We start from the raw sequence: 23,479 nt of genomic DNA, 5'->3' as shown, positions 1-23,479 counted from the left end.
CATCCCCCCGGAGCCGGCTACCCCTGTTTCTGCATAGACGGGTGTCGTGCGCAGTCGCAAGAGCGACATTTGCAACTCTGATCCCTAATTCGCAGTTGTGCCTCTGCGATGGCAGGCATCCCTTAAGTTACGGAACCTTACAGATTTCTCATGTTCCGCAACGGCATTTTTTGTGCAACCTGCCACAATTCGTTCGCATTCTGTCACAAGAGCGGCGCAGGCGAAGTCTTTGTCGCCGCTAACCACCCGTAGGAGCATCACCCATGGCGACCATCGCACTCGTGGATGACGATCGCAACATCCTGACTTCCGTGGCGATGACGCTGGAATCGGAAGGCTATCGCGTCACGACATTCAATGACGGCGCCTCCGCGCTCGACGGGCTCACGCAGGCCCCGCCGGACCTTGCCATCCTCGATATCAAGATGCCGCGCATGGACGGCATGGAGCTCCTGCGCAAGCTGCGGCAGAAGACCGACCTGCCGGTGATCTTTTTGACCTCGAAGGACGAAGAGATCGACGAGCTCTTCGGCCTCAAGATGGGCGCCGACGATTTCATCAAGAAACCGTTCTCGCAGCGCCTTTTGGTTGAACGGGTGCGCGCCGTCCTGCGCCGCGCTCAGCCGAAGGAAATGGGCCCCGCGCGCACCGGCGACAGCTCGAAGACATTGGAGCGCGGCGCCCTTGTCATGGATCAGGAGCGCCACACCTGCACGTGGAATAACGAGAATGTGACCCTGACCGTCACGGAATTTCTGATTCTCTTCGCGCTGGCCCAGCGCCCTGGCGTGGTCAAAAGCCGCAACGCACTGATGGATGCGGCCTATGATGATCAGGTCTATGTGGATGATCGCACCATCGACAGCCACATCAAGCGGCTCCGCAAGAAGTTCAAGGCCGTCGATGACGAGTTCAACATGATCGAGACCCTCTACGGTGTCGGATATCGCTTCCGCGAGACATGAGAGCGCTTTAGCCCATGGTGGCTGAGACGCATCCAGGCGAGACGCACAGGCGTGATGAGACCCCGCGGCAAAATGAACCGCTGCGGGCGCGCCGGCGCTGGCGGCGGCTCCTGGTCTTGCCGTTCGCCAGAGGTCTGTCGATCCTTGCCCAGGCGAGCTTTTCGAGCGTCAGCCGCCGCATCGTCACCCTCAATCTCGCCGGCCTCATCGCGCTCGTCCTTGCCGTTCTTTACCTCAACCAGTTTCGCGCCGGCCTGATCGATGCCCGCGTCGAAAGCCTGAGAACGCAGGGTGAGATCATTGCCGCGGCGATCGCCGCACAGGCGACCGTCGAAACCGACGCGATCACCATCGACCCGGACAAGCTCCTGGAATTGCAGGCGGGCGAAAGCGTCTCATCCTTCGATGTCGGCGAGACGTCGGCCGATTTTCCGATCAATCCGGAGCGCGTCGCGCCGCTGTTGAAGCGGCTGATGACGCCGACGCGCATTCGTGGCCGCCTTTACGATCAGGAAGGCAATCTGATCGTCGATTCCAAGGGTCTCTATACGCGTGGCCAGATCCTGCGCTTCGATCTGCCCGCGCCGGAAGAAACCCGCTCGTGGTGGGAAAAGTCCTGGGACAAGCTGCGTCTCTGGCTGCGGCGCGGCGATCTGCCGAAATATCACGAGGTCGGTGCCGGCGATGGCCGGGCCTATCCCGAAGTGGTCAACGCCCTTTCAGGCCAGGCGGGGTCCGTCGTGCGCGTCGGAGAAGACGGCGGCTTGATCGTTTCGGTCGCGGTTCCCGTGCAGCGCTTCCGGGCCGTCCTCGGTGCACTGCTCTTGTCGACCGAATCGGGCGACATCGATGCGATCGTCCATGCCGAGCGTATGGGCATCTTCCGGGTCTTTCTGGTCGCCGCGAGTTCGACCGTTCTCTTGTCGATCCTGCTCGCGAGCACGATCGCAGGTCCCATCAGCCGCCTCTCCCAGGCCGCGGAAAGGGTCGGCCGCGGCGTGCGCTCGCGTATGCAGATCCCGGATTTCGGCGAGCGCAAGGACGAGATCGGCCATCTGGCGCGTTCGCTGCGCGACATGACCAACGCCCTCTACAGCCGCATGGACGCGATCGAACGCTTTGCCGCCGACGTCGCGCATGAACTGAAGAATCCGCTGACCTCGCTGAGGAGTGCGGTCGAAACCCTGCCGATCGCGCGAAGCGAGGAAAACCGCGAACGGCTTCTTGCTGTCATCAAGCACGACGTTCGTCGTCTCGACCGGCTGATCAGCGACATCTCCGATGCCTCCCGGCTCGATGCCGAACTGGCACGCGAGGACACGGAGCCGGTGGATATCGCCCGCCTTCTCGAGGCGGTGGTGAGTGTCGCGCGCGAAGTGCGCACCACCGATCCGAGCCAGCTCACCCTGAGCCTCAAGTCCGGAAAGTTCGGCAAGGACGCCTTCTATGTCCTCGGCCATGACAGCCGTCTTGGTCAGGTGTTCAACAACCTGATCGACAACGCTCTGTCCTTCTCTCCCGACGAGGGTGTGGTGCGGGTCGTGGCCGAACGCGTGCCCGGGCGGATCGTCGTCGTGGTCGACGATGACGGCCGCGGCATCCCGGAAGACAATTTCGAGCGCATTTTCGAGCGCTTTTACACCGACCGCCCCGAGAAGGAGGCTTTCGGCAACAATTCCGGTCTCGGCCTTGCGATTTCGCGGCAGATCGTGGTTGCGCACCGTGGCACCATCACCGCGGAAAATCGGCGCAATCCGGGCGGCTCCATCGCGGGCGCACGCTTCACGGTCGTCCTGCCCGCAGCCGATTGAGGGATCCATGTCGCTGCGGCTGCACGCAAGCTCCGTTCTCTGGCAAGGGGCCGGGATTCTCATTCGCGGCGCGTCAGGGAGCGGCAAATCCATGCTCGCCTGGTCGATCCTTGCGGAGGGTGGGCGCCTCGTTGCCGACGATTACTGCGATTTGACCGCCTGCCACGATCGCCTCGTCGCCACGCCGCCGGCAGCGACCGAGGGGCTGATAGAGCTGCGGGGCCGTGGGCTGGTGCGGCTGCCTCATGAGAAGGCAGCGGTGATTCACCTCGTCATCGACCTCGTCCCTGAGGCGGCCCTCGAACGCCTGCCGGATGCCGAGGAGCTCATGACGGAGATCGCCGGGATACGCCTGCCGCGCCAACCGGCTCCGGCACGGAGCCCTGCGACGCTGCTGCTCGTCCGAACGGCCCTCGCCGCAGCCCTTCAGGCGAGCGAGGGACTTGCAAGGTGACGCATTTTTGTGGCCAAGATGACAACCCTTGCACAATGGATCGGCAAACCCCGTATGATCGGATTAGTCCTCGTCACCCACGGTCAGCTCGCTTCTGAATTTCGCGCTGCTTTGGAACATGTGGTGGGGCCTCAGCAGGGCTGCGCGACGATCTCCATCGGTCCCGACGACGATATGGAGGATCGACGCCAGGACATCGTTCAGGCGGTGCAGGAGGTCGACGCCGGCGATGGCGTGATCCTGTTGACCGATATGTTCGGTGGCACCCCTTCGAACCTTGCGATTTCGGTGATGGAACCTGGCCGCATCGAGGTCGTGGCCGGCGTCAACCTGCCGATGCTGATCAAACTCGCAAGCATCCGCGGCGATGCGGAGCTCGACGAGGCGACGGTCGCGGCGCAAGATGCCGGGCGGAAATATATCAACGTCGCCAGTCGGATCTTATCGGCCAAATGACCACGATCGCCCTGGGTAGCCTGCCTTTGCGGCGCCTCACCATCTGCAACAAGCGGGGCCTTCACGCACGTGCTTCGGCAAAGTTCGTGAAGCTCGCAAGCTGTTTCGATGCAGAGGTGGTGGTGATCAAGGACGGGCAAAGCGTGGGCGGTACCTCGATCATGGGTCTGATGACGCTCGCCGCAGCCCCTGGTTGCTTCATCGATATCGCCGCCGTCGGGCCGGACGCGGATGCAGCACTTGAGGCGCTCGCCGCCCTCGTCGAAGGCGGGTTCGGCGAAGATGTGACCCGCGAGCCACGCGACTGAGGCTGGAAGTGCCGGCCGTCCATCCGTAATCTCAGGAAACGCTTCCGCAGCCGTTCGAGCGGGGGACGCAAGATCTCCGCCCGGCATGGGCGAAGCACTGCGTGAGGACCACGAGGATGCAACAGCTGGGTGTCAACCCGATTGCGGTGACCCGCCTCGGCAAGCGCTATGGCCCGGTCGGCGCCGTCGACGGCATCAGCTTCTCGGTGCCTGCTGCCTCCGTCACCGGGCTCCTCGGCGGCAATGGTGCCGGCAAGACGACGACGATCGCCATGCTGATGGGATTGATCACGCCGAGCTCGGGGGAAGCCCGCATCCTCGGCGCCGACATGGCCCATCAGCGCCACCAGGTTCTCCACCGGATCAATTTCGAAAGCCCCTATGTGGAAATGCCGATGCGGCTCACCGTGCGGCAGAACCTCAAGGTTTTCGGACGGCTCTACGGTGTCGCCGACCTCAAGGATCGCATCGATGAGCTCGCCGTCGAGCTGGCGCTTCAGGATTTTCTCGACCGTCCGTCGGGCAAGCTCTCCGCGGGACAGAAAACCCGCGTGGCGCTCGCGAAATCCCTGATCAATCGGCCCGAGGTCCTCCTCCTCGACGAGCCGACCGCCTCGCTCGATCCCGACACGGCCGATTGGGTGCGCACCCATCTGGAGCGCTATCGCCGCGAACGCGGCGCCACCATTCTCCTCGCCTCGCACAACATGCCCGAAGTGGAGCGCCTCTGCGATGATGTCGTCATGATGAAGGGCGGCGTGATTGTCGATCAGGGCGCCCCCTCGGAGCTCATCTCGCGCTATGGCCGCGAGACGATGGAAGACGTCTTCCTCGATGTCGCTCGCGGCCGCAGGCAGGGCGAGGCGGCCTGACGTGGTCTGAAACCTCTAGGAAAGCGAAGTCTTTGCGGCGAGCGTCTCGAGCCCGTCCCTCACCTTGTCGAAGACCCCGGCCGAGATGAGGGCGGTGAGAAAAGCTTCGTTGATGCCCCCAGGTGTCGCGTGATCCTTGGCGAGCCGCTCAAAGTCCGGCCTTTCGCTCTGAAGCGAGCCCGCCACACCGGCGAAGACCGTCGCCATATACTGGGATGCGGCCTCCTGCGGCACGTTCTGAGCCGTGAGCCATCCGGCGATGGTGTCGAGATAGGCAAAATGCGCCGCGACCGTCGCAGAAGCCGTGGCGAAAGCCTCAAAGCTTTCCTTGCTCGGCAGCTCGACGGCGCTGCCGAGCCTATCGAACAGGGCTTTGGCTTCTCCGCCGGCTGGGAACACCGGCGTGATGCCTGAGCGCGTGCGCACGGGCGGCAGCGGGATGGCTCTTGCGATCTCTGTGGCCGGGGCGACGAGTGAGGCAAGCTGCGCAAGCGGCGTGCGGGCCAAAAGGCTGATGACCGGACGCTCTTTGGGAAAGACGAGATCCTTGAGCGCCGCCGCCGCATGCTGAGGTCTGACGGCAAGGATCACGACCGAACAGCGATCGATGACCGCCTGATTGTCCTCCGCGACCGTGACGCTTGCGTATTTCTGCTCAAGATCGGCGGCAATCTCGGCATTGCGAGGTGACAGCACGATTGCGGGTGCGCCCACGTCGACGCTGCACAAGCCTTCCACGATCGCCTCAGCGATCGCTCCGACGCCGATAATGCCATAGACCATGAGGCTTCCTCTTCGCTGAATTCGGTGGCGAGGACCTTAGGCAATGATGGTCGCCGAAGGGAGGGGCGGTGCGAGGAAAGGGGCGACGCGATGGGTCGGGGCCCGGTCAGCGGCGTTTTTCTCCGGCTTTTCGCGCTGCGGCGGCGGGTCTACGATCACCGGGCGGCCGCTTCGCCCAGCCTCTTTGCGAGCCTCTTCGCCGCCGGAACGCTCAAGGACGACACGATGCTCTCTGCCTCCCTCAACCGCATCTTCGCGCTCGTTCTGCGCTACTGGTATCTTCTCAAAGATTCCTGGCCGAGGCTCCTCGACATCGTCTACTGGCCGACCGTCGAGTTGTTGATGTGGGGGTTTCTGCAGGCCTATCTCGCGGAAAAGACCTCCGTCACCGCACTCGCCGGCGGCGCCCTGATCGGCTCGGTCCTTTTGTGGGACATCCTGTTGCGCGGTCAGATCGGCTTCTCGGTCTCCTTCCTGGAGGAGATGTGGTCGCGCAACCTCGGCAATCTGATGATGACGCCGCTCAGGATGTACGAGCTTCTGGCCGCACTCGGCGTGATGAGCATCATCCGGCTCCTGATCGGGTTGGTGCCGGTGACGGTGATGGCGATCGTCTTTTTCGGCTTCAACCTTCTGGGGATGGGTCTGGCGCTCGCCGCCTTTTTCGCCAATCTGATCATAACCAGCTGGGCGGTTGGGCTTTTCGCTTGCGGCATCGTTCTGCGCAACGGGCTCGGTGCGGAGAGTTTCGTCTGGAGCGTCTCGTTCCTCCTGCTTCCGCTCGCCTGCGTCTATTATCCCGTCACCGTTCTGCCCGCCTGGCTGCAGCCCATCTCGCTCGCCTTGCCGCCAACGCATGTTTTCGAGGGCATGCGGGCTCTTATTTTGGAGAATCGCTTCGATGTGAGCGAGATGTTGTGGGCCGGCGGTCTCAATCTTGTTTATTTGACCGCCGCATCCATCGCTTTTGCTGCGTTTTTGCGCTCAGCACGCCGGTCGGGCGCGCTGCTTCAGCTTGGCGAATAACAGGTCCGCGCAAGCATCGCGCCTGAAGACTTTTGGCGTGCCGCAGTTGCCTTTGAAACTAAACGGCCTATTCTGCAATGCCGAAGACTATGCTGCGACGCCGCAATTCCCCGGACATCGGCGTCACGGCGAAAGAAAGGGCGGGAAACGTGGGCATCTATCAGTTCTACGAGCTCAATCACGCCGTGCTTGCGCCGTGGCGGGCCATGGCCGATGTGACGCGGCTCGCCTTCCAGAATCCATTCAACCCGTTCGCGGAGACGCCGTTCGGCCGTTCGGTCGCGGCTGCGGCGGAGTTGTTCGAGCGCACGACGCGGCGCTACGGCAAGCCGGAGTTCGGCCTGAAAGATGTCGAGGTCGACGGCAAGACCGTTGCCATCGAAGAGCGCGTGGTGTGGTCGAAACCCTTTTGCGATCTCCTCCACTTCAAGCGCGACCTGCCGTCTGAACGCCCGCGCGATCCGAAACTTCTGATCGTCGCGCCGATGTCTGGCCATTACGCCACCTTGCTGCGCGGAACGGTGGAAGCGATGCTGCCCTTCCACGAGGTCTTCATCACCGATTGGACCGATGCGCGCATGGTGCCCTTGTCCAAGGGGCATTTCGATCTCGACGATTTCGTCGATTACATCGTCGAGATGCTGCACCATCTGGGCTCCGGCACGCATGTCATGGCGGTTTGCCAGCCTTCCGTCCCGGTCCTTGCCGCCGCCGCCGTGATGGCGGAAGACGACGACCCCTGTCAGGCCGCCTCCATGACGCTGATGGGCGGGCCGATCGACACGCGGCGCAATCCGACCGCGGTCAACATGTTTGCCGACGGCAAGAGCGTCGACTGGTTCCGGCGCCACGTCATCATGAACGTGCCTTTCCCGCATCCGGGTTTCATGCGCGCCGTTTATCCGGGCTTCCTGCAGCTCTCGGGCTTCATGAGCATGAATCTCGACCGGCATGTGAGCGCCCATCACGAGTTCTTTCAGCACCTCGTCGACGGCGACGGCGACAGCGCCGAGAAGCACCGCGACTTCTATGACGAATATCTCGCCGTGATGGATCTGACGGCGGAGTTTTATCTGCAGACGGTGGAAACTGTCTTCATCCGCCACGATCTCCCGCGCGGAGAGATGCGCCATCGCGGGCGCCTCGTTCGCCCGGAACTCATCACGAAGACGGCGCTTTTGACGGTGGAAGGTGAGCGCGACGACATTTCCGGTGTGGGCCAGACGGAAGCGGCGCAGTCCCTGTGCTCCAGCCTGCCCGAGGAGATGAAGCACCACCACCTGCAGCCGAAGGTCGGCCATTACGGCGTCTTCAATGGCACCCGGTTCCGCAAGGAGATCGTGCCCGTCATCGCAGATTTCATCCGCCGCTTCGCGCGGGAGGACGCCAAGCCCTTGAACGGGGCGGCGGAGGCCGTGCGCAGCAACCCGCGCGAGGATTATCATGCGCGTTTTGCCGATGCGATGGGCTTCTCGGCGCTTGCCGTCGACAACCTCCCGGCGGTCGCGACGGATCTGAACGAGATCGTCGGTCTCGGACCGGCCGCAGCCGACAGCCTCAACGAATTCGGCATCTTCCAGGTGAGCCAGCTCGCCGAGATGACGAGCGAGGCGATCGAAGCCTTGCAAGGGGAGATGTCGCCTCACGCAGGCGAGGCGCTCGAAAGCTGGGTCGCACAGGCGCGGCGCATGATGGGCATGAGCGTCGAGACGCGGCACTGATCGGACGTTTTCCGTTGGCCGGAACCTCGCCGTCGACGCACTGAGCGGCCGAAGTGCCGCGCTCGCTGTCGCGAGAGGTCGAGAGCTCTAGGGGGCGAACAGCTTCCGGTTTTTCTTGAATCCCGATTTTGCGCTCCCCATCTCCAGTTCATCCACTGCTTGAGGGGAGTTCGATGAACCAAACTGTTACTGCCAATCGGGCCTGTTCGACTCGGGGCCGCTGGTCACCGCTGAACATTCTTCTGATGGTGATCGGTTTTGCTCTGTTCTGGCCGCTCGGCCTTGCCATGCTGGCCTGGATGATCTGGGGCCAGGAATTGGTCCGGTTCGGACAGGACATGCGCAATCAATTCCGCAGCCAGTTCGGCGGCATCACGCGCCAGGCCGGATTCAGTGTCGGCGACACCGGCAATATCGCTTTCGACGAGTACCGCGCCCGTGAGTTGGAGCGGATCGAGGAAGAGCGCCGTAAGGTCGAAGGCATGCGCACCGAGTTTGAGACCTTCGTGAAGGAATTGCGGCGGGCGAAGGACAAGGAAGAGTTCGATCGCTTCATGGCCGAGTACCGCCGGCGCACGGACGACGGAACGCAGGGCGCGTTCTAAAGTCCAGGAACGGATTGCGAAGACAGCGGGGCCCGCAGGGCCCCGTTTGTCGTTTCAGGCTATCGAATATGGACTTTCGGGTCGAGATCGTCCGGCGAGCGAATGGTCCCGCCATGGATTGAGGCCGCTGCATTGGACGAGGTGGAGCGGGCGACCGAAGCAATGCCTTTGGCGGCGTTCGCAGACGAGGCATAGTGCGCGCTATGCGATTCTCCCTCCGCAAAACCTCCAAAACTCCCGAGACGTGCCGTCTTGCCTTTCAGGAGCGCGAGCTTGCCGTGAAGGTGCGCCGCTCCAGCCGGGCAAGGCGTATGATCCTGCGGCTCGATGCTGCGACCGGCGAGCCGCTTTTGACGCTGCCGGCCTTTGTACCGCTCTCGGCGGGCGAAAGGTTTCTGGCCGGCCACCGCGATTGGCTCGCCGAAAGGATGCGGGCCCATGAGGGCGGCACCCCGTTTGCGCCGGGATCGTACTTTTCGCTTCGGGGAGAACAATGCCTCATCAAGGCGGGTCCATCCCGCGGGCTCGTGCGGGTTGCGGACACGGATGAAGGACCCGTCGTCACCGTTCCTGGTGACCCGCGCCATCTGGAGCGGCGTCTCTCCGATTGGCTGAAACGCCAGGCGCGCCACGATCTCAGCGAAGCTGTCGCCCGCTATTGCACGGCGCTCGGCGTGCGGCACCGGCGCATCGCTGTGCGCGACACGCGGAGCCGCTGGGGCTCCTGTTCATCGACCGGAACGCTGTCGTTTTCCTGGCGTCTCGTTCTGGCGCCGCCGCATGTGCTGCAATATGTCGCAGCCCATGAAGTCGCCCATCTGCGGGAAATGAACCATTCGCCACGCTTCTGGCGCCTCGTTGGCGAAGCTTATCCCGGCTACGAAGAGGCCCGCGGATGGCTGCGCCGTCACGGCGCCGAGCTCCATCGCGTGGGCCGGGCGACCGCTCAGATGTCGTGAGCGGTCCCGACGCTGCTCTTGATGAGAAAAATCGGTGAAGCCAGCCTCAGATCGCCAGATTCGGCGTCTTTCGACAGCTATTCCTGGCTTGCGTCGTTGTTCTGGTCGCGTGCGATTTCAGAAACCAGCTCGATCAGACGGCGGCGAACCTTGCTGCTTTTGATGTGCGTGAAGGAACGGTTCAGTTCCACGCCTTCGGCCGTTGAGACGAAATCCATCACGAAAGCAGTCTGCCGCTCTGCGAAACCTTCCTCGCCGCCATTTCCCGAGTTGTCAGGCAGGAAATAAGACAGAGGACTGCCGAGAACCTCTGCGATCTGGAAGAGTCGGCTCGCAGCGATGCGGTTTGCACCTTTTTCGTATTTCTGTATTTGCTGGAACGTGACGCCGAGCTGTTCGCCAAGCTTCTCTTGAGACAGCCCGGCCATCTTGCGGCGCATCCGGACCTGTCTGCCGATATGAGCGTCGATTTCGTCCGGCGACTTCGGCTTCCGCTTTTCGTTCATGTTTTTTCCTTACACGCTACGGCCAATTTTTCTTGGGCCGATCATGCCCGCGATTGGGTCGGTTCGTGGCGTCCGATCACTTCGTAACCTAGGGTCACCGTTTCTGCCGGGAGACCTCTGGAGTCAATGGTACGACCGCGTTTTCTCGGCGGAGAGCCAAAAATCCGGCTGAAAAACAGATTAACAAGTGAATTAACGTAAATATGCCATCCCAGCGTGCGGCCAGGGGAATTTCAGCGGTTTCAGGAAGACCGCCGGTGATGAACGTCTTGGCGCCGAGTGCCGCACTGACCCGGACGCGGCCATAGGCGTCGATGATCGCCGAAATGCCGGTATTGGCGGCTCTCACGACCGGTATGCCCTCTTCCACGGCGCGAACTTGAGCCTGGTGGAGATGCTGATAGGGCCCCGGGGTGTGGCCGAACCAGGCGTCGTTGGTGACGTTCAAAAAGAAACTTGGGCGATCCCCCTCGTCGGCGAGAATCTCACCAGGAAAGATAATTTCGTAACAAATCAGCGGAACGAAGGGCGGCGTCGACGGCAGAGTGAGGGTCCGCCGGCGGGTGCCGGACGAGAAGCCGCCGCCGAGCAGAGACAGCTGCCGGAGCCCGATGCGATCGAGCAAATTCTGCAGCGGAAGGTACTCGCCGAATGGTACTAAATGTACCTTATCGTACGATCCGACGATCGTTCCGTCGCTGTCGACGAGGTAGATCGAGTTGAACACCCGGCGGCTGCCGTCCGGTTCGTTTTCAAGCCGAGCAGCGCCGGTGGCGAGATGTGCGCCCTGCGGCAGGAGCCGGCCGATGGCGGCAAGGGCCGCGGGCTCGTCTGTCAGGATGAAGGGCAGGGCGGTTTCCGGCCAGACCACCAGCGTCTGCCCGTCGAGGGGATGGCCGCCCGCCTCGGCGCTGAGCGTCAGATAATCCTGAAAGACGCGGTTCCGGTTTTCCGGCAGCCATTTCTGGGCCTGGTCGACGGCCGGCTGGACGATGCGCAGATTGGTGCCGGGGACGGTCGCATCGGAGGCCGAGCCGAGGCGCAAAAGCCCGTAACCCGCGAGCGCCAGAACCACGGCCACCGACAGGAGTGGCGCCAGATATTTGCGCCGTTCGCCGGTGACGAGAGTGACGGGCGCGGCGAAGATGACGACGGCGAGGAAGCTCAAGGCATAGATGTTGGCGAGCGAGGCCGACTGCATCATCACTTCGCCAGCCGTCAACGCGTAACCGAGGGCGTTCCACGGGAAACCGGTGAAGAGATGGCCGCGCACCCATTCGGCGCTGCCGAGGCCGAAGGCGAGAGCGAAAATCCGCCAGCCGCTGCTCGACCAGATGAGCCGTGCCGCAACGATTCCGACGCCCCAGAGGATCGCAAGGCCGCCAGGCAGAAGGACGACGGCGAAGGGCATCAGCCAGCCGAACTGGTCAGCCTCCACGAGAAAGGCCGACCCGACCCACCAGAGTCCGGCGAGAAAATAGCCGAAGCCGAACCACCAACCGGCTCCGAATGCTGCCATCAACCGTCCGGTGCGGCCGGAAAACCGTGACGACACGGCGCCATCGACAAGAAGCACGAGAACCGGCAGCGTCAGCCACAGGAGCGGAAACAGAAAGAAGGGCGCTTGTGCGAGGGCTGAAACCGCTCCGGCCGAAAAAGCGATGCCCCGTCGGCGCCACCCCCATGAAAGAATGATCGCCTGAGCGAGCCTATTCATGTGCAACTCGAATCGCTTGCCGGTGCGTCCGCGAGATGACGGCCTAAGCGGCACGAAATCAAGCCGGGCTTTCCGTGGCCCGCCCTTCAATCGTCCAATTCCCCGCGGACGGTGCGTTTTCGTAACCATCGCCGGCCGATTTCAGCGCCAGTGCCCGAAAGGGTGCCATGCGGTCGACCGAAGCCTGCCTGGAGCCTCGATGCATCTTCAAAGAGCCCCTGCGCCGATTTCCTCTGTTTGCACCGCGCCTGTCTGCGTCGCGCCTGTCCGCGCCACACCTCTCCGTTGCGCTCTCCTCGCGGTTTTGAGCCTCGCCTGCCTCCTCGCCTCGGAATTCCCGGCCACAGCCGCCATGCTGCGCACCGGCCAGGTGACGGCGGGCGGTGCGGAGAGCTTTGCTGGTGCGATGATCGACGAGCTCGAAACTGCGCTCCGGGACGAGAAGGCCGATCTCGTCTTGAGGCGCCTGGCAAGGGGCGAGGCAGGGGACGCAAAGCCGGAGGCCTTCGAACCCGAGGCACTCTGGGACCGGCTCACGACCGGCCGTGTCGATATCGCGGCTCTGCCGCTCGCTGCGGCCACCTCCTCCGATCCGATTTTTGGGGCGGCGTCGATGCCCGGTCTGGCGCGCCGGCATGCGGATGCGGACGCCCTTGCCCAATCGGCCTTCATGGCCGACCTCAAGACCCATCTCGACAATGCCGGCATGATCGTTCTCGCCGATGCCTGGCTTGCCGGCGGTTTTGTCTCCTCCGGCGCCTGTCTGGAAGGGCCGCCATCGACGGCCGGCAAAACCCTGCATGCCGAGGGCGAGCCCCTGCGGACCATTTTGACGAAATCTGGAGCATCGGTGGCGCGGGCGCCGAGAGCGCGCCTCGCTGCCGCCCTTGCGGGCGGGGTCATCGATGGGGCGCTTGCCTCGTCCTCGGTCCTTGCCGACCCGGAACTGGCGCGTGCCGCCAAATGCCTGACGGCGCCCGGAAGCGACGCCCTCTGGTTCAGCTATGAGCCGATCGTCATCGCGCGTCCGAGCTGGGAAGCCTTAAGCGACGACGAGCGCGCGGCACTCAAAGCGGCGGGCGACAAAGTCACAGCCTGGGCCGCGAGAGAATCCCGCGCGCAGGACGATCGGCTGGTGCAGATCTACCGAAAGGCGGGCGCCGAGGTGGAAGAGATGCCGCGTTCTGCGCTCGACCAATGGTTGGCCGTCGCCGTGGAATCGAGCTGGCGCGATTTCGCCCGCGACGTGAAGGACGGCAAGCGTCTTCTGGCCGAGGCGATCACGGGCGATTGAAGGCCTTTCTGGCTGCGGCCGCGCCACCTCTTGTTCAAGGACGCGTGAGCTGCCTGAATGCCGGTCATGGATCGCAATCTCTATACCCGCCTTGCCGCCCTTTTTCCCGCCGCGACCAAAACCGCGCCCTTTGCGCGGCTGACGGACGGGCGAAGTCTCAGTTATGCGGACGTGGAAAAAGGCTCCGCCCGTTTTGCCAATGCGCTCGTCAAGCTCGGCGTGAAGCCCGGCGACCGCGTCGCCGTTCAGGTCGAAAAGAGCATCGAGGCGGTGCTTCTCTATCTCGGGACCGTGCGCGCTGGTGCCGTCTTCCTGCCTCTCAACACCGCCTACACGTCGGCGGAGGTCGCGTATTTTCTGAACGATGCGGAGCCGGCCCTCTTTGTCTGCGATCCGGCCAAAGCGGAGATCCTTTCGCCTATCGCGGAAGAGGCTGGGGCCCGGCTCGAGACGCTCGGCGTGCGCAAGAAGCGCGAAAAAGCCTCGGGGAGCCTCGACCGGCTCACCGTTTCGGCCGGCGATCAATTCAAGACGCTGGCGCGGGCCGACGACGATCTCGCCGCGATCCTCTACACGTCCGGCACGACCGGCCGTTCCAAGGGCGCGATGCTGAGCCACGACAACCTCGTCTCTAATGCCCTCACCTTGACGGACCTCTGGCAGTTCTCCGGAGATGACGTCCTTCTCCACGCGCTGCCGGTCTTCCACACCCACGGTCTTTTCACGGCGTGCAATGTCGTTCTTGCCGCCGGGGCGTCGATGATTTTCCTGCCCCGCTTCGATCTCGACCTAGTGATCGAGGCGCTGCCGCAAGCCACGGTGATGATGGGGGTGCCGACATTTTACACTCGTCTTCTTGACGATCCGCGCCTAGTGCACAAACTGGTGCAAGAAGTACGACTTTTCATTTCCGGTTCCGCACCCCTCCTACCTGCAACCCATGCTGCTTTTCTCGAACGGACCGGCCATGCGGTCTTGGAACGCTACGGTATGACGGAAACGAGCATGAACACGTCGACTCCTTATGAGGGTGATCGCCGACCCGGGACGGTCGGCCTGCCCTTGCCGGGCGTCGATCTCCGCATCGCCGATCCGGAGACGGGTTCGCAAAAGAAGATGAGCGAGATCGGCGTCATCGAAGTGAAAGGACCGAACGTTTTTAAGGGCTATTGGCGCATGCCGGAGAAGACGGCGGAGGAATTCCATGATGGGTGGTTTCGCACGGGAGATCTCGGCCTCATCGACGAAGCCGGCTATGTCCACATCGTCGGACGGGCCAAGGACCTTATCATCTCCGGCGGTTTGAACATCTATCCGAAGGAGATCGAAATTGTCCTCGATGACTGCGCGGGCGTGCTGGAATCAGCGGTGATCGGGGTTCCGCATCCCGATTTCGGGGAGGCGGTGATCGCTCTTGTGGTCCCCGCGGCGGAAGAAGCGCCCGAAGCTGAAAAGCTGAGCGCGGTCCTTGCGCAAAAACTGGCAAGCTTTAAGCAACCGAAGGCTCTTATTTTCGTCGAAGACCTGCCTCGCAACGCCATGGGGAAGGTCGAGAAGAGCAAGTTGCGCGCGCAATTCAGCCAGGTGCTGCAGGAAATTGAGGCAGGCAAGGATCGGCCGATTCCTGTAGGCAAGCAATCGTAGGGTGGTTTGCCCCCGGGATTGCAAAGCCACGAACACAAACGTCATGGATCCCGCCCGGCCGGTCAGCTGTCACGGCCGTTTGTGTGGGTGACAACTTGCCTGGATGCGCATGCGCGTCGGGCCACAATCGCGAGGAGCGCGATCATGAATGCAGCGACAGCCGTCACTCTTTCGCGCCGCATCGAGGATGCGGAAGATGTGAAAAGGCTCATCATCGAGAAGCTGAAATATGCGGTCGGCAAGGATCCGGAGCATTCGGTCCGGCAGGATTGGAGCGCAGCGCTCATTCTGGCGGTCCGGGATCAGCTTGTTGATCATTGGATGGCCTCCACCCGCCGTGCCTACGAGCAGGACCAGAAGCGGGTCTACTACCTGTCGATGGAATTTCTGATCGGCCGTCTGCTCAAAGACACGATCATCAATCTCGGACTCGAGGCGCCTGTGCGTGAAGCGCTGACGGAACTCGGCGCCGATTACGACGAGATCCTGCGCTCCGAACCCGACGCAGCTTTGGGCAATGGCGGCCTTGGGCGCCTCGCGGCCTGTTTCCTCGATTCCATGTCGACCCTGGGCATACCGGCGCACGGCTATGGCATCCGCTACGAGAACGGCCTCTTTCGTCAGTCCATTCACGACGGCTGGCAGGCGGAGGAGCCGGAGGATTGGCTGGTCACGGGCCACAATTGGGAATTCGAGCGCCCCGAAGTCATCTACAACATTCCCTTCGGCGGCGAGGTCATCACCACGCCGGAAGGCAAGGCCGTCTGGCACCCGGCGGAAGTCATGCTGGCCGCGGCCTACGACACCCCGATCGCCGGCTGGCGCGGGCGCCATGTCAACACGCTCCGGCTCTGGGCCGGCAAGCCTGCCAAGCGCGTCGATCTCGACCGCTTCAACCGCGGCGAATATCTCTCCGCGATGGAGGCGGCGGTGCGCGCCGAGACGGTGTCGCGCATCCTCTACCCGGACGACACCACGGAGGAAGGCAAGAACCTCCGCCTGCGTCAGGAGTTCTTCTTCACCTCTGCATCGTTGCAGGATCTTCTGCGTCGCTACCTGTCGTCTCATGACGACATCAGCAAGCTTCCGGAGAAGGTGGCGATCCAGCTCAACGACACGCATCCCGCAATCGCGGTCGCCGAGCTCATGCGCCTTCTCGTCGACACGCACGGCCTGTCGATGGAGGTGGCGTTCCAGCTCACACGCGAAACGCTCTCCTACACCAACCACACCTTGATGCCGGAAGCTCTGGAGCGCTGGTCGCTGCAGCTTTTTGGCTCCGTCCTGCCACGCCATCTCGACATCATTCGCTGGATCGACGAGCAGCATCTGCGAACGGCGGCCGCCGCCAAGCGCACGCTCGATCTGGAGCGGGTGCGTATCGTCGATCACACCAACGGTCAGGGCGTGCGGATGGGGCATCTCGCTTTCGTCGGCAGCCACCGCGTCAACGGCGTCTCGGCCTTGCACGCCGATCTGATGAAGCAGACGGTCTTCCAAGATCTCGATTCGCTCTATCCAAGCCGGATCCTCGGCGTCACCAACGGTGTCACGCCGCGCCGCTGGCTGCATTCGTGCAACAAGCCCTTGAGCGATCTCCTGATCGAGACCATCGGCGAGGATTGGATCGGTGATCTGGAGGCCATCGAAGCGGTGGCGCCCTATGCAGAGGATGCCGCGTTCCGCGAGCGCTTCCGTGCCGCCAAGCACGAGAACAAATGCCGTCTGGTGGCGGAGATCCAGAGCCGCGTCGGCATCCATGTCTCGCCGGACGCCATGTTCGACGTGCAGATCAAGCGCATGCACGAATACAAGCGCCAGCTCCTCAACATCATGGAGGCCGTGGCGCAGTATTTTGCCATCCGCAACGATCCGGCTGCCGACTGGACGCCGCGTGTCAAGATCTTCGGCGGCAAGGCCGCGCCAGGCTACGAGATGGCGAAGCTGATCATCAAGTTGATCAACGACGTCGCGCGGGCCGTCAACAGCGACCCCGTAATCGGCGACAGGCTCAAGATCGTCTTCCTGCCGAACTACAACGTCTCGACCGCCGAGCGCATCATCCCCGCGGCCGATCTATCCGAGCAGATCTCGACGGCTGGCATGGAAGCCTCCGGCACCGGCAACATGAAGCTTGCTCTCAATGGTGCGCTGACGATCGGCACGCTCGATGGCGCGAATGTCGAGATCTGTGATCGGGTCGGGCGCGAAAACATCCATATCTTCGGCCTGACCGCGGAGGACGTCGCCAATTATCGGATCTCCGGCTACGATTCGCGCGCCGTCATCGACGGCAACGAGACCCTCAAGACGGTTCTCGATGCGATCGGCTCAGGCGTTTTCTCGCCTGAGGATCCGAACCGCTTCCGGGCCATCGTCGACCGGCTCTCCTATGACGATTATTTCTTCGTCACGGCGGATTTCGCCGCCTATCTCGACGAGCAGCGCAAGGTCGACCGCGCGTTCATGGACAAAGAGGACTGGACGCGTCGTACGATCTTGAACACGGCACGTGTCGGCTGGTTCTCTGCAGACCGCGCCATTCGCGATTACGCTCGCGAGATCTGGAACGTCGAGACGCCTTCGGCGAAAGAGATCAATCAGGGCGGCGAGTAGCCGGCGAGATGTGAAAGCCCGGCCGCGATCAGCGCGGCCGAGGCGCATCACATCTTGGTGGCAAGCTCCGAGCCGAGCTGTGCGACGAGCCGTTCCGCCACGGCCTCTTTGCTCATCCGCGGCCATTCTTCGTGGCTCGCAGGCCCGATGAGCTGCACGGCGTTTTCCGTGCCGCCCATGATTCCGGTCGCGGGCGAGACATCGTTGGCGAGGATGAAGTCGCAGCCCTTGCGTTGAAGTTTGGCGCGGGCGTGGGCAACGACGTCATTGGTCTCTGCCGCGAAGCCGACGACGAGGCGCGGACGCATCTCGTGCCGGGAGAGCGTCGCCAGGATATCCGGGTTTTCCACCAGGGTGAGGGCCGGAGCGCCCGTTTGCGTCTTCTTCAGTTTCCGCTCCGCTTCTTCCGCCGTGCGCCAGTCGGCGACGGCTGCGGCGAGAACTGCGATATCGACGGGAAGTGCGGCTTCGACAGCTGCCAGCATCTCGCGCGCCGTCTCCACCGCCACGAGGTCCACGCCTTCCGGCGCCGGGATCGTGACCGGCCCGGAAACAAGTGTCACATGCGCACCGGCTCTGGCAAAAGCGGCAGCGATGGCATGCCCCTGCCGCCCGGAAGATCTGTTGGCGAGATAGCGAACCGGGTCGATCGGCTCGTGCGTTGGACCGGAGGTGACGAGAACGCGCCGGCCCGATAGCGGTCGCAAAGCCGCGGATGTGTCGACATCGCTGCCGAGACGCCGGACGATCTCTGCAAAGATCGCCTGTGGCTCGCTCATCCGGCCTTCGCCGCTCTCATCCCTTTCCGCCATTTCCCCGGCTTCCGGGCCCATGAAGCCGTATCCGTCGCTGTGAAGCTGCGCGACGTTGCGCCGTGTCGCCGGATGCGCCCACATCCTGGGATTCATGGCAGGGGCGAGAAGCACGGGCTTGTCGCTTGCAAGCAGCACGGCACCTGCGAGATCGTCGGCAAGGCCGGCGGCAAGCCGCGCCATCCGGTCCGCCGTCGCCGGCGCCACGACGATGAGATCCGTCTGCCGCGACAGCCGGATATGGCCGATATCTTCCTCTGCCTGACGGTCGAAGAGCTCGCTGAAAACCGGTTCGTGGCTCAAGGCGCCGACGGCGAGTGGCGTCACGAATTCCTGCGCCGCCTTGGTCATGACGGTGCTGACCGACGCCCCCGCCTTCTTCAAGAGGCGGATGAGCTCCAGGCATTTGTAGGCGGCGATACCGCCGCCGATGACGAGCAGGATGCGCTTGTCCTTGAGTTTCGTCATGCCTGCCGCTCCGTCGAAAAAGCCGGTCGCTCGCCCTGTTTTAGCGCCACAGAGAGGCGACCGCCATGACGACGAGCGCAAGCCCGCCGAGCCGCACCGCCCAGCGCGTCCAGAAGAGCTCGTGCGTTCCGGCGTCGGCGAGCCGGTCGACCGTCTGGTCGTCGAGCTTGATGCCGCCGGCGGAGAACGCCGCGAGCCGGTCGACGGCCGATTCCACGCGGGTCAAAGTGTCCGGCAGGTGCTCGACGAATTTGCCGATCTCGCGCAGGGAATCCGCCGCCTCTTCAAGACGCCCGACGGGGCCGAGATGGCGGGAGATCCACTCCGTGACGACGGGATCGGCCGCTGCCCACATGTCGAAATCCGGATCGAGACGCCGGGCGACGCCTTCCACCACGACCATGGTTTTCTGCAGCAGGATCAGCTCCGGCCGCGTCTGCATGTTGAAGAGTGCCGTCACCTCGAAGAGGAGACCGAGAAGCCGCGCCATGGAGATTTCACTCGCGCGCTGGCCGTGGATCGGCTCGCCGATCGCTCTGAGCGCCTGCGCAAAATCTTCCGCCGAATGGATCGGCGGCACATAGCCGATCTCGATATGCAGCTTGGCGATCTTGAGATAGTCGCGCTTGATGAAGCCGTAGAGAACCTCGGCGAGGAAGCGCCGCTCCTTCGGTCCGATGCGCCCCATAATGCCGAGATCGACGGCGACGAGACGTCCTTCCCGGTCCACGAAGAGATTGCCCTCGTGCATGTCGGCGTGGAAAAAACCGTCCCGCAACGCATGGCGCAGGAACGACTGCACGACGATGCGGGCGAGGTTCTGGCGATCGATTCCGGCCTCGATGATGCCCGCGGTATTCCGGAGCTTGATGCCGTTGATCCACTCCATCGTCAGGACGTCGCGGCCGGTATGGGCCCAATCGACGGCCGGCACGCGGAATTCCGTTTCCCCGATGATGTTTTCCGACAGCTCCGAATAGGCCGCGGCTTCCAGGCGCAGATCCATTTCCAGGAGCACGGTGCGTTCGAGCGATTGCACGACGGCGACAGGCTTCAGCCGTTTGCCTTCCGCCGAAAGCCGCTCCAGGAAGCGCGCCCCCGCATAAAACGTCTCCAGATCGCGCTGAAAGCCACCCCGCACATGCGGACGCAGCACCTTGACGGCGACTTCACGCTCCTCGCCGTCGACGAGCCGCGTCGCGTGGTGAACCTGGGCGATGGAGGCGGCCGCCACGGGCTCTGAGAAGGAGGTGAAAATCTCCTCCACCTTGCGGCCGAGATTGATCTCGATGATCGCCTTGGCCTCTTCCGTCGGGAAGGGCGGCATCTCATCCTTGAGGCCCGAGAGGGCTTCGGCGGCATCGTTGCCGACGATATCCGCCCGCGTGGCCAGGAACTGCCCAAGCTTCACATAGGAGGGACCGAGCCGGTGAAGCCGGGCCGAAAGGCGCCGGCCGCGTTCGGTATCCGAAAGCCCGCGTGGCTCGAAAAGCCGCGCGAAACGTACAAAACGGGCCGCGACCGGCGGCACCTCGTCGACATCGACGAAGCCAAGCGCGCCGGCGCGGACGATATGAAAGCCCGCCTTTGTGAGGCGGATGAGATTGAGCACGCTGTGCGACCTTAGAGCTTTATCGCGTTAGAGCTTCCAGCCCGAATGCAGGGCAACGACGCCGGTTGTATAGTCACGATAGCTGACGCGCTCAAAGCCGGCGTCGGAGATCATGCTGGCGAAACGCTCCTTGTTCGGGAAGACGCGGATCGATTCCACCAGATATTGATAGGATTCGCGATCGCCGGTGACGACCTGCCCGATCATCGGGATGACGCGGAAGGAATAGGCCTCGTAAAGCTGCGCGATCACCGGCGTGGAGACCGGCGTGAATTCCAGGCACAGAAAACGCCCACCCGGTTTCAGGACGCGGTAGGCTTCCGACAGCGCCTTGTCGAGCCGCGGCACGTTGCGGATGCCGAAAGCGATCGTATAGGCGTCGAAGCTCTTGTCCTCGAAGGGCAATTCCTCGGCGTTGGCTTCCGCATAAGAGAGATTGGTGTAGCCGTGCTTTTCGGCCCGCTCGCGGCAGACTTCAAGCATCGAACCGTTGATGTCGGCAACCGTGATCTCGGCGTGCCCGCGCGAGCGGTCGGAGATGCGAAAGGCGATGTCGCCGGTGCCGCCGGCCATGTCGAGCACCCGGTAGGGCCGTCCCGAATGGGGCGGGGCGAGCCAGGAGACCATGGCGTTCTTCCAAAGCCGATGCAGGCCGCCCGACATCAGGTCGTTCATGATGTCGTAGCGCCGAGCGACGGAATGGAAGACGTCGTCGACACGCCCCTGCTTTTCCTCCATCGGCACCTCTTGGTAGCCGAACTGGGTCTTTTCACTCATAGCTGATCCTCTGGACAAATCCGGAGGCGCCGGTGTTGCGGCGCGGTTGCCGCGGACCATAACGAAAGCCTTGGCGACACGCCATGCGGCGTGACGCGGAAAGATGAAGGATAAGTGGCGATGCCGGAATTGCCGGAAGTGGAAACGATCAGGCGCGGTCTGGCGCCGGTTCTGGAAGGCCGGTCGATCGAGAAGGTCGAGTTGCGCCGCCCGGATCTGCGGTTTCCCCTGCCGCCCGGCTTTGCCGCCGCGCTTGAAGGTCGCCGCATCGACCATGTCGGCCGCCGTGCGAAATATCTTGTGGTGGAAACCGACACCGCGGCTGGCGGCCCGATTCTCATCATGCATCTCGGCATGACCGGTTCCTTCCGATTCGAGGGATCCCTCAATCTGACGCCGGCCGAAGGGCGCTATTTCGACAACAAAAAGAAGACCGTCCACGATCATGTCGTGTTTCATTTGGATGGTGGTCTCGATCTCGTCTTCAACGACGCGCGCCGCTTCGGCTTCATGGCCCTCGGCGAAGCGGGCCATTTGGAGGAGCATCCGCTTTTCGCCCATCTCGGACTGGAGCCGACCGGCAATGCTCTCTCCGCCCCGCTGCTCGCGACGAAGTTCGCCGGCCGCAAGGCGCCCTTGAAGGCGGTGTTGATGGATCAGCGCGTCATCGCCGGGCTCGGCAACATTTATGTTTGCGAGGCGCTATGGCGCGCGCGGCTGTCTCCTCGGCGCGCGGCCGGAACCTTGGTGCGCCAGGATGGGGAGCCGAGCGCGCGTCTGACGCGGCTGGTGGATGCAGTCCGCGCCGTCATTGCCGATGCGGTCGCGGCGGGCGGCTCCTCCTTGCGCGATTACGTTCAGGCCGATGGCTCCGTCGGCCGCTTCCAGGAGAGCTTTGCCGTCTATGACCGGGAAGATTTTCCGTGCCCGCGGCCGACCTGTTCGGGTGTGGTTTCCCGTATCGTGCAGTCGGGCCGGTCGACGTTCTATTGCCCTGTCTGTCAGAGATGAGGCCAAGGTTGCCTTGCCGCTTTTGCGCAACCGCTTTACGGCTATCGCCAGGGAAACGTCAGTCAGGAGGGGGCATGGCCTACGATTATATTCTGGTGGAGCGGCGCGGGCGCGCCGGGCTCATCACCTTGAACCGCCCGAATGCGCTCAACGCCTTGTCGGCCGGTCTCGTCGCTGAACTCAATGCAGCACTCGACGAATTCGAGGCCGACGACAAGATCGGTGCGATCGTCATCACTGGCTCCGAAAAGGCTTTTGCCGCGGGTGCCGACATCACCGAAATGAAGGAGCTGGATTTCGTCACCGCCTATCGCGACGATTTCATCTCCGAATGGGACAAGGTCGGCCAGCGACGAAAGCCGTTGGTCGCGGCCGTGGCCGGTTATGCGCTCGGCGGTGGCTGCGAGCTCGCGATGATGTGCGATTTCATCATCGCGGCGGAAACGGCGAAGTTCGGTCAGCCGGAAATCAGCCTCGGTGTCATCCCGGGCTCCGGCGGAACCCAGCGCCTCACCCGCTTCGTCGGCAAGGCGAAAGCGATGGATATGTGCCTGACTGGGCGTCTCATGGAGGCTGACGAGGCAGAGCGCGCTGGCCTCGTCTCCCGTGTCGTGCCCGTCGGAGATGTCCTGGAAGAGGCGGTGAAGGCCGCTCAGAAGATCGCATCCTTCTCTCTTCCGGCCGTCATGATGGCGAAGGAAAGCGTCAACCGCGCCTATGAGACGACGATGGCGGAAGGCATTCGCTTCGAACGTCGGATCTTTCAGGCCCTGTTTGCGACCGAAGACCAGAAAGAAGGCATGCTCGCCTTCACGGAAAAGCGCTCGCCGCAATTCAACAACCGTTGAGCAATGCCGTTGTCAGTCCCGGCGCATGTATGAGCGTCGGGGCGGGGCAGGAATCTCCCGGGCGGTGTCATCTCGTGAGAGAAGTCTAGGTCTTCGTGATTTCGCCGGTGATCCTGCCCGACTTGGTATTTCGACGAGTTGAAATGAAGACGTATTTGCGGGCAGCATTGCGGAAGGTTACCGACCCTTACCCATTCTGCCCTCCGGAGCCTCC

General features: G+C 63.1%; 21 protein-coding genes. 15 read left to right on the top strand and 6 right to left on the bottom strand.

Annotated elements, in window-relative coordinates:
* The first annotated feature begins 263 nt into the window (after positions 1–263).
* The 6 genes from BLP76_RS09075 (at position 264) to BLP76_RS09050 (ending at position 4,866) form a co-directional block, all read left to right on the top strand.
* Complete coding sequence (locus tag BLP76_RS09075; RefSeq protein ID WP_092811799.1) at positions 264–965, top strand: response regulator transcription factor; 702 nt, start codon at positions 264–266, stop codon at positions 963–965.
* A gap of 14 nt (positions 966–979) precedes the next feature.
* Positions 980–2,776, top strand: a complete 1,797-nt coding sequence (locus tag BLP76_RS09070; RefSeq protein WP_092811797.1) for a sensor histidine kinase — start codon at positions 980–982, stop codon at positions 2,774–2,776.
* A 7-nt stretch (positions 2,777–2,783) separates the two neighbouring features.
* On the top strand, positions 2,784–3,230 hold the full coding sequence (locus BLP76_RS09065) for an HPr kinase/phosphorylase (protein ID WP_092811795.1): 447 nt from the start codon (positions 2,784–2,786) through the stop codon (positions 3,228–3,230).
* A 54-nt stretch (positions 3,231–3,284) separates the two neighbouring features.
* On the top strand, positions 3,285–3,686 hold the full coding sequence (locus tag BLP76_RS09060) for a PTS sugar transporter subunit IIA (RefSeq protein WP_092811793.1): 402 nt from the start codon (positions 3,285–3,287) through the stop codon (positions 3,684–3,686).
* Entirely contained in the window at positions 3,683–3,994 is a 312-nt protein-coding gene (locus BLP76_RS09055; protein WP_092811791.1) for an HPr family phosphocarrier protein, read from the top strand. The genes BLP76_RS09060 and BLP76_RS09055 overlap by 4 nt, the downstream gene beginning before the upstream one ends.
* 116 nt (positions 3,995–4,110) lie before the next feature.
* Positions 4,111–4,866 carry an ABC transporter ATP-binding protein gene (locus tag BLP76_RS09050; RefSeq protein WP_092811789.1) on the top strand — a complete coding sequence of 252 codons (756 nt, stop codon included), beginning with the start codon at positions 4,111–4,113 and terminating at the stop codon, positions 4,864–4,866.
* 15 nt (positions 4,867–4,881) lie between these two features.
* On the opposite strand, the gene BLP76_RS09045 is transcribed toward BLP76_RS09050, so the two are convergent.
* Positions 4,882–5,649, bottom strand: coding sequence for an NAD(P)-binding domain-containing protein (locus BLP76_RS09045; RefSeq protein WP_092811787.1), 768 nt, complete (start codon positions 5,647–5,649; stop codon positions 4,882–4,884).
* Between the two features lie 225 nt (positions 5,650–5,874).
* On the opposite strand from BLP76_RS09045, the gene BLP76_RS09040 reads away from it, so the two are divergent.
* The 4 genes from BLP76_RS09040 (at position 5,875) to BLP76_RS09025 (ending at position 9,960) form a co-directional block, all read left to right on the top strand.
* Positions 5,875–6,675: an ABC transporter permease gene (locus BLP76_RS09040; protein ID WP_092812115.1), complete on the top strand. Its 801-nt coding sequence runs from the start codon at positions 5,875–5,877 to the stop codon at positions 6,673–6,675.
* A 77-nt stretch (positions 6,676–6,752) separates the two neighbouring features.
* Complete coding sequence (gene phaZ, locus BLP76_RS09035) at positions 6,753–8,396, top strand: polyhydroxyalkanoate depolymerase (RefSeq protein ID WP_274605685.1); 1,644 nt, start codon at positions 6,753–6,755, stop codon at positions 8,394–8,396.
* Positions 8,397–8,569: 173 nt separating this feature from the next.
* On the top strand, positions 8,570–9,001 hold the full coding sequence (locus tag BLP76_RS09030; protein ID WP_092811783.1) for a DUF2852 domain-containing protein: 432 nt from the start codon (positions 8,570–8,572) through the stop codon (positions 8,999–9,001).
* 203 nt (positions 9,002–9,204) lie between these two features.
* Complete coding sequence (locus BLP76_RS09025; RefSeq protein WP_092811781.1) at positions 9,205–9,960, top strand: M48 family metallopeptidase; 756 nt, start codon at positions 9,205–9,207, stop codon at positions 9,958–9,960.
* Between the two features lie 77 nt (positions 9,961–10,037).
* Here BLP76_RS09025 and BLP76_RS09020 read toward each other — a convergent pair whose 3' ends face one another.
* Positions 10,038–10,466 carry a helix-turn-helix domain-containing protein gene (locus BLP76_RS09020; RefSeq protein WP_092811779.1) on the bottom strand — a complete coding sequence of 143 codons (429 nt, stop codon included), beginning with the start codon at positions 10,464–10,466 and terminating at the stop codon, positions 10,038–10,040.
* Between the two features lie 94 nt (positions 10,467–10,560).
* Positions 10,561–12,183: an apolipoprotein N-acyltransferase gene (lnt, locus tag BLP76_RS09015; protein WP_092811777.1), complete on the bottom strand. Its 1,623-nt coding sequence runs from the start codon at positions 12,181–12,183 to the stop codon at positions 10,561–10,563.
* A gap of 304 nt (positions 12,184–12,487) precedes the next feature.
* Between lnt and dctP the strand changes: the two genes are divergently transcribed.
* From dctP to BLP76_RS09000, 3 genes are all read left to right on the top strand, one after another.
* Positions 12,488–13,477, top strand: a complete 990-nt coding sequence (gene dctP, locus BLP76_RS09010; protein WP_170130419.1) for a TRAP transporter substrate-binding protein DctP — start codon at positions 12,488–12,490, stop codon at positions 13,475–13,477.
* A gap of 66 nt (positions 13,478–13,543) precedes the next feature.
* On the top strand, positions 13,544–15,121 hold the full coding sequence (locus BLP76_RS09005; RefSeq protein ID WP_092812113.1) for a malonate--CoA ligase: 1,578 nt from the start codon (positions 13,544–13,546) through the stop codon (positions 15,119–15,121).
* 144 nt (positions 15,122–15,265) lie between these two features.
* Positions 15,266–17,737, top strand: coding sequence for a glycogen/starch/alpha-glucan phosphorylase (locus BLP76_RS09000; protein ID WP_092811773.1), 2,472 nt, complete (start codon positions 15,266–15,268; stop codon positions 17,735–17,737).
* A gap of 47 nt (positions 17,738–17,784) precedes the next feature.
* On the opposite strand, the gene coaBC is transcribed toward BLP76_RS09000, so the two are convergent.
* From coaBC to ubiE, 3 genes are read right to left on the bottom strand one after another with little or no spacing between them, the layout of a single operon-like run.
* Positions 17,785–19,017, bottom strand: coding sequence for a bifunctional phosphopantothenoylcysteine decarboxylase/phosphopantothenate--cysteine ligase CoaBC (gene coaBC / locus BLP76_RS08995; RefSeq protein WP_092811771.1), 1,233 nt, complete (start codon positions 19,015–19,017; stop codon positions 17,785–17,787).
* A 40-nt stretch (positions 19,018–19,057) separates the two neighbouring features.
* Positions 19,058–20,629 (bottom strand): 2-polyprenylphenol 6-hydroxylase, encoded by a 1,572-nt coding sequence (gene ubiB / locus BLP76_RS08990; protein WP_092811769.1) that lies wholly within the window; start codon positions 20,627–20,629, stop codon positions 19,058–19,060.
* A 27-nt stretch (positions 20,630–20,656) separates the two neighbouring features.
* The gene (gene ubiE, locus BLP76_RS08985) at positions 20,657–21,406 is read right to left on the bottom strand and encodes a bifunctional demethylmenaquinone methyltransferase/2-methoxy-6-polyprenyl-1,4-benzoquinol methylase UbiE (protein ID WP_092811767.1); all 750 of its coding nucleotides are present in this window, start codon (positions 21,404–21,406) and stop codon (positions 20,657–20,659) included.
* A 120-nt stretch (positions 21,407–21,526) separates the two neighbouring features.
* Between ubiE and mutM the strand changes: the two genes are divergently transcribed.
* Both mutM and BLP76_RS08975 read left to right on the top strand, forming a co-directional pair.
* Entirely contained in the window at positions 21,527–22,417 is an 891-nt protein-coding gene (gene mutM / locus BLP76_RS08980; protein ID WP_092811765.1) for a bifunctional DNA-formamidopyrimidine glycosylase/DNA-(apurinic or apyrimidinic site) lyase, read from the top strand.
* A gap of 74 nt (positions 22,418–22,491) precedes the next feature.
* Positions 22,492–23,265 (top strand): enoyl-CoA hydratase, encoded by a 774-nt coding sequence (locus BLP76_RS08975; RefSeq protein ID WP_092811763.1) that lies wholly within the window; start codon positions 22,492–22,494, stop codon positions 23,263–23,265.
* The last annotated feature ends 214 nt before the right edge of the window (positions 23,266–23,479 follow it).

This window comes from Afifella marina DSM 2698 (genome assembly GCF_900102695.1).
Lineage (GTDB): Bacteria > Pseudomonadota > Alphaproteobacteria > Rhizobiales > Afifellaceae > Afifella > Afifella marina.
The sequence above is the reverse complement of the archived record's forward strand: the minus strand, read 5'-3'. Positions and strand labels throughout refer to the sequence as shown.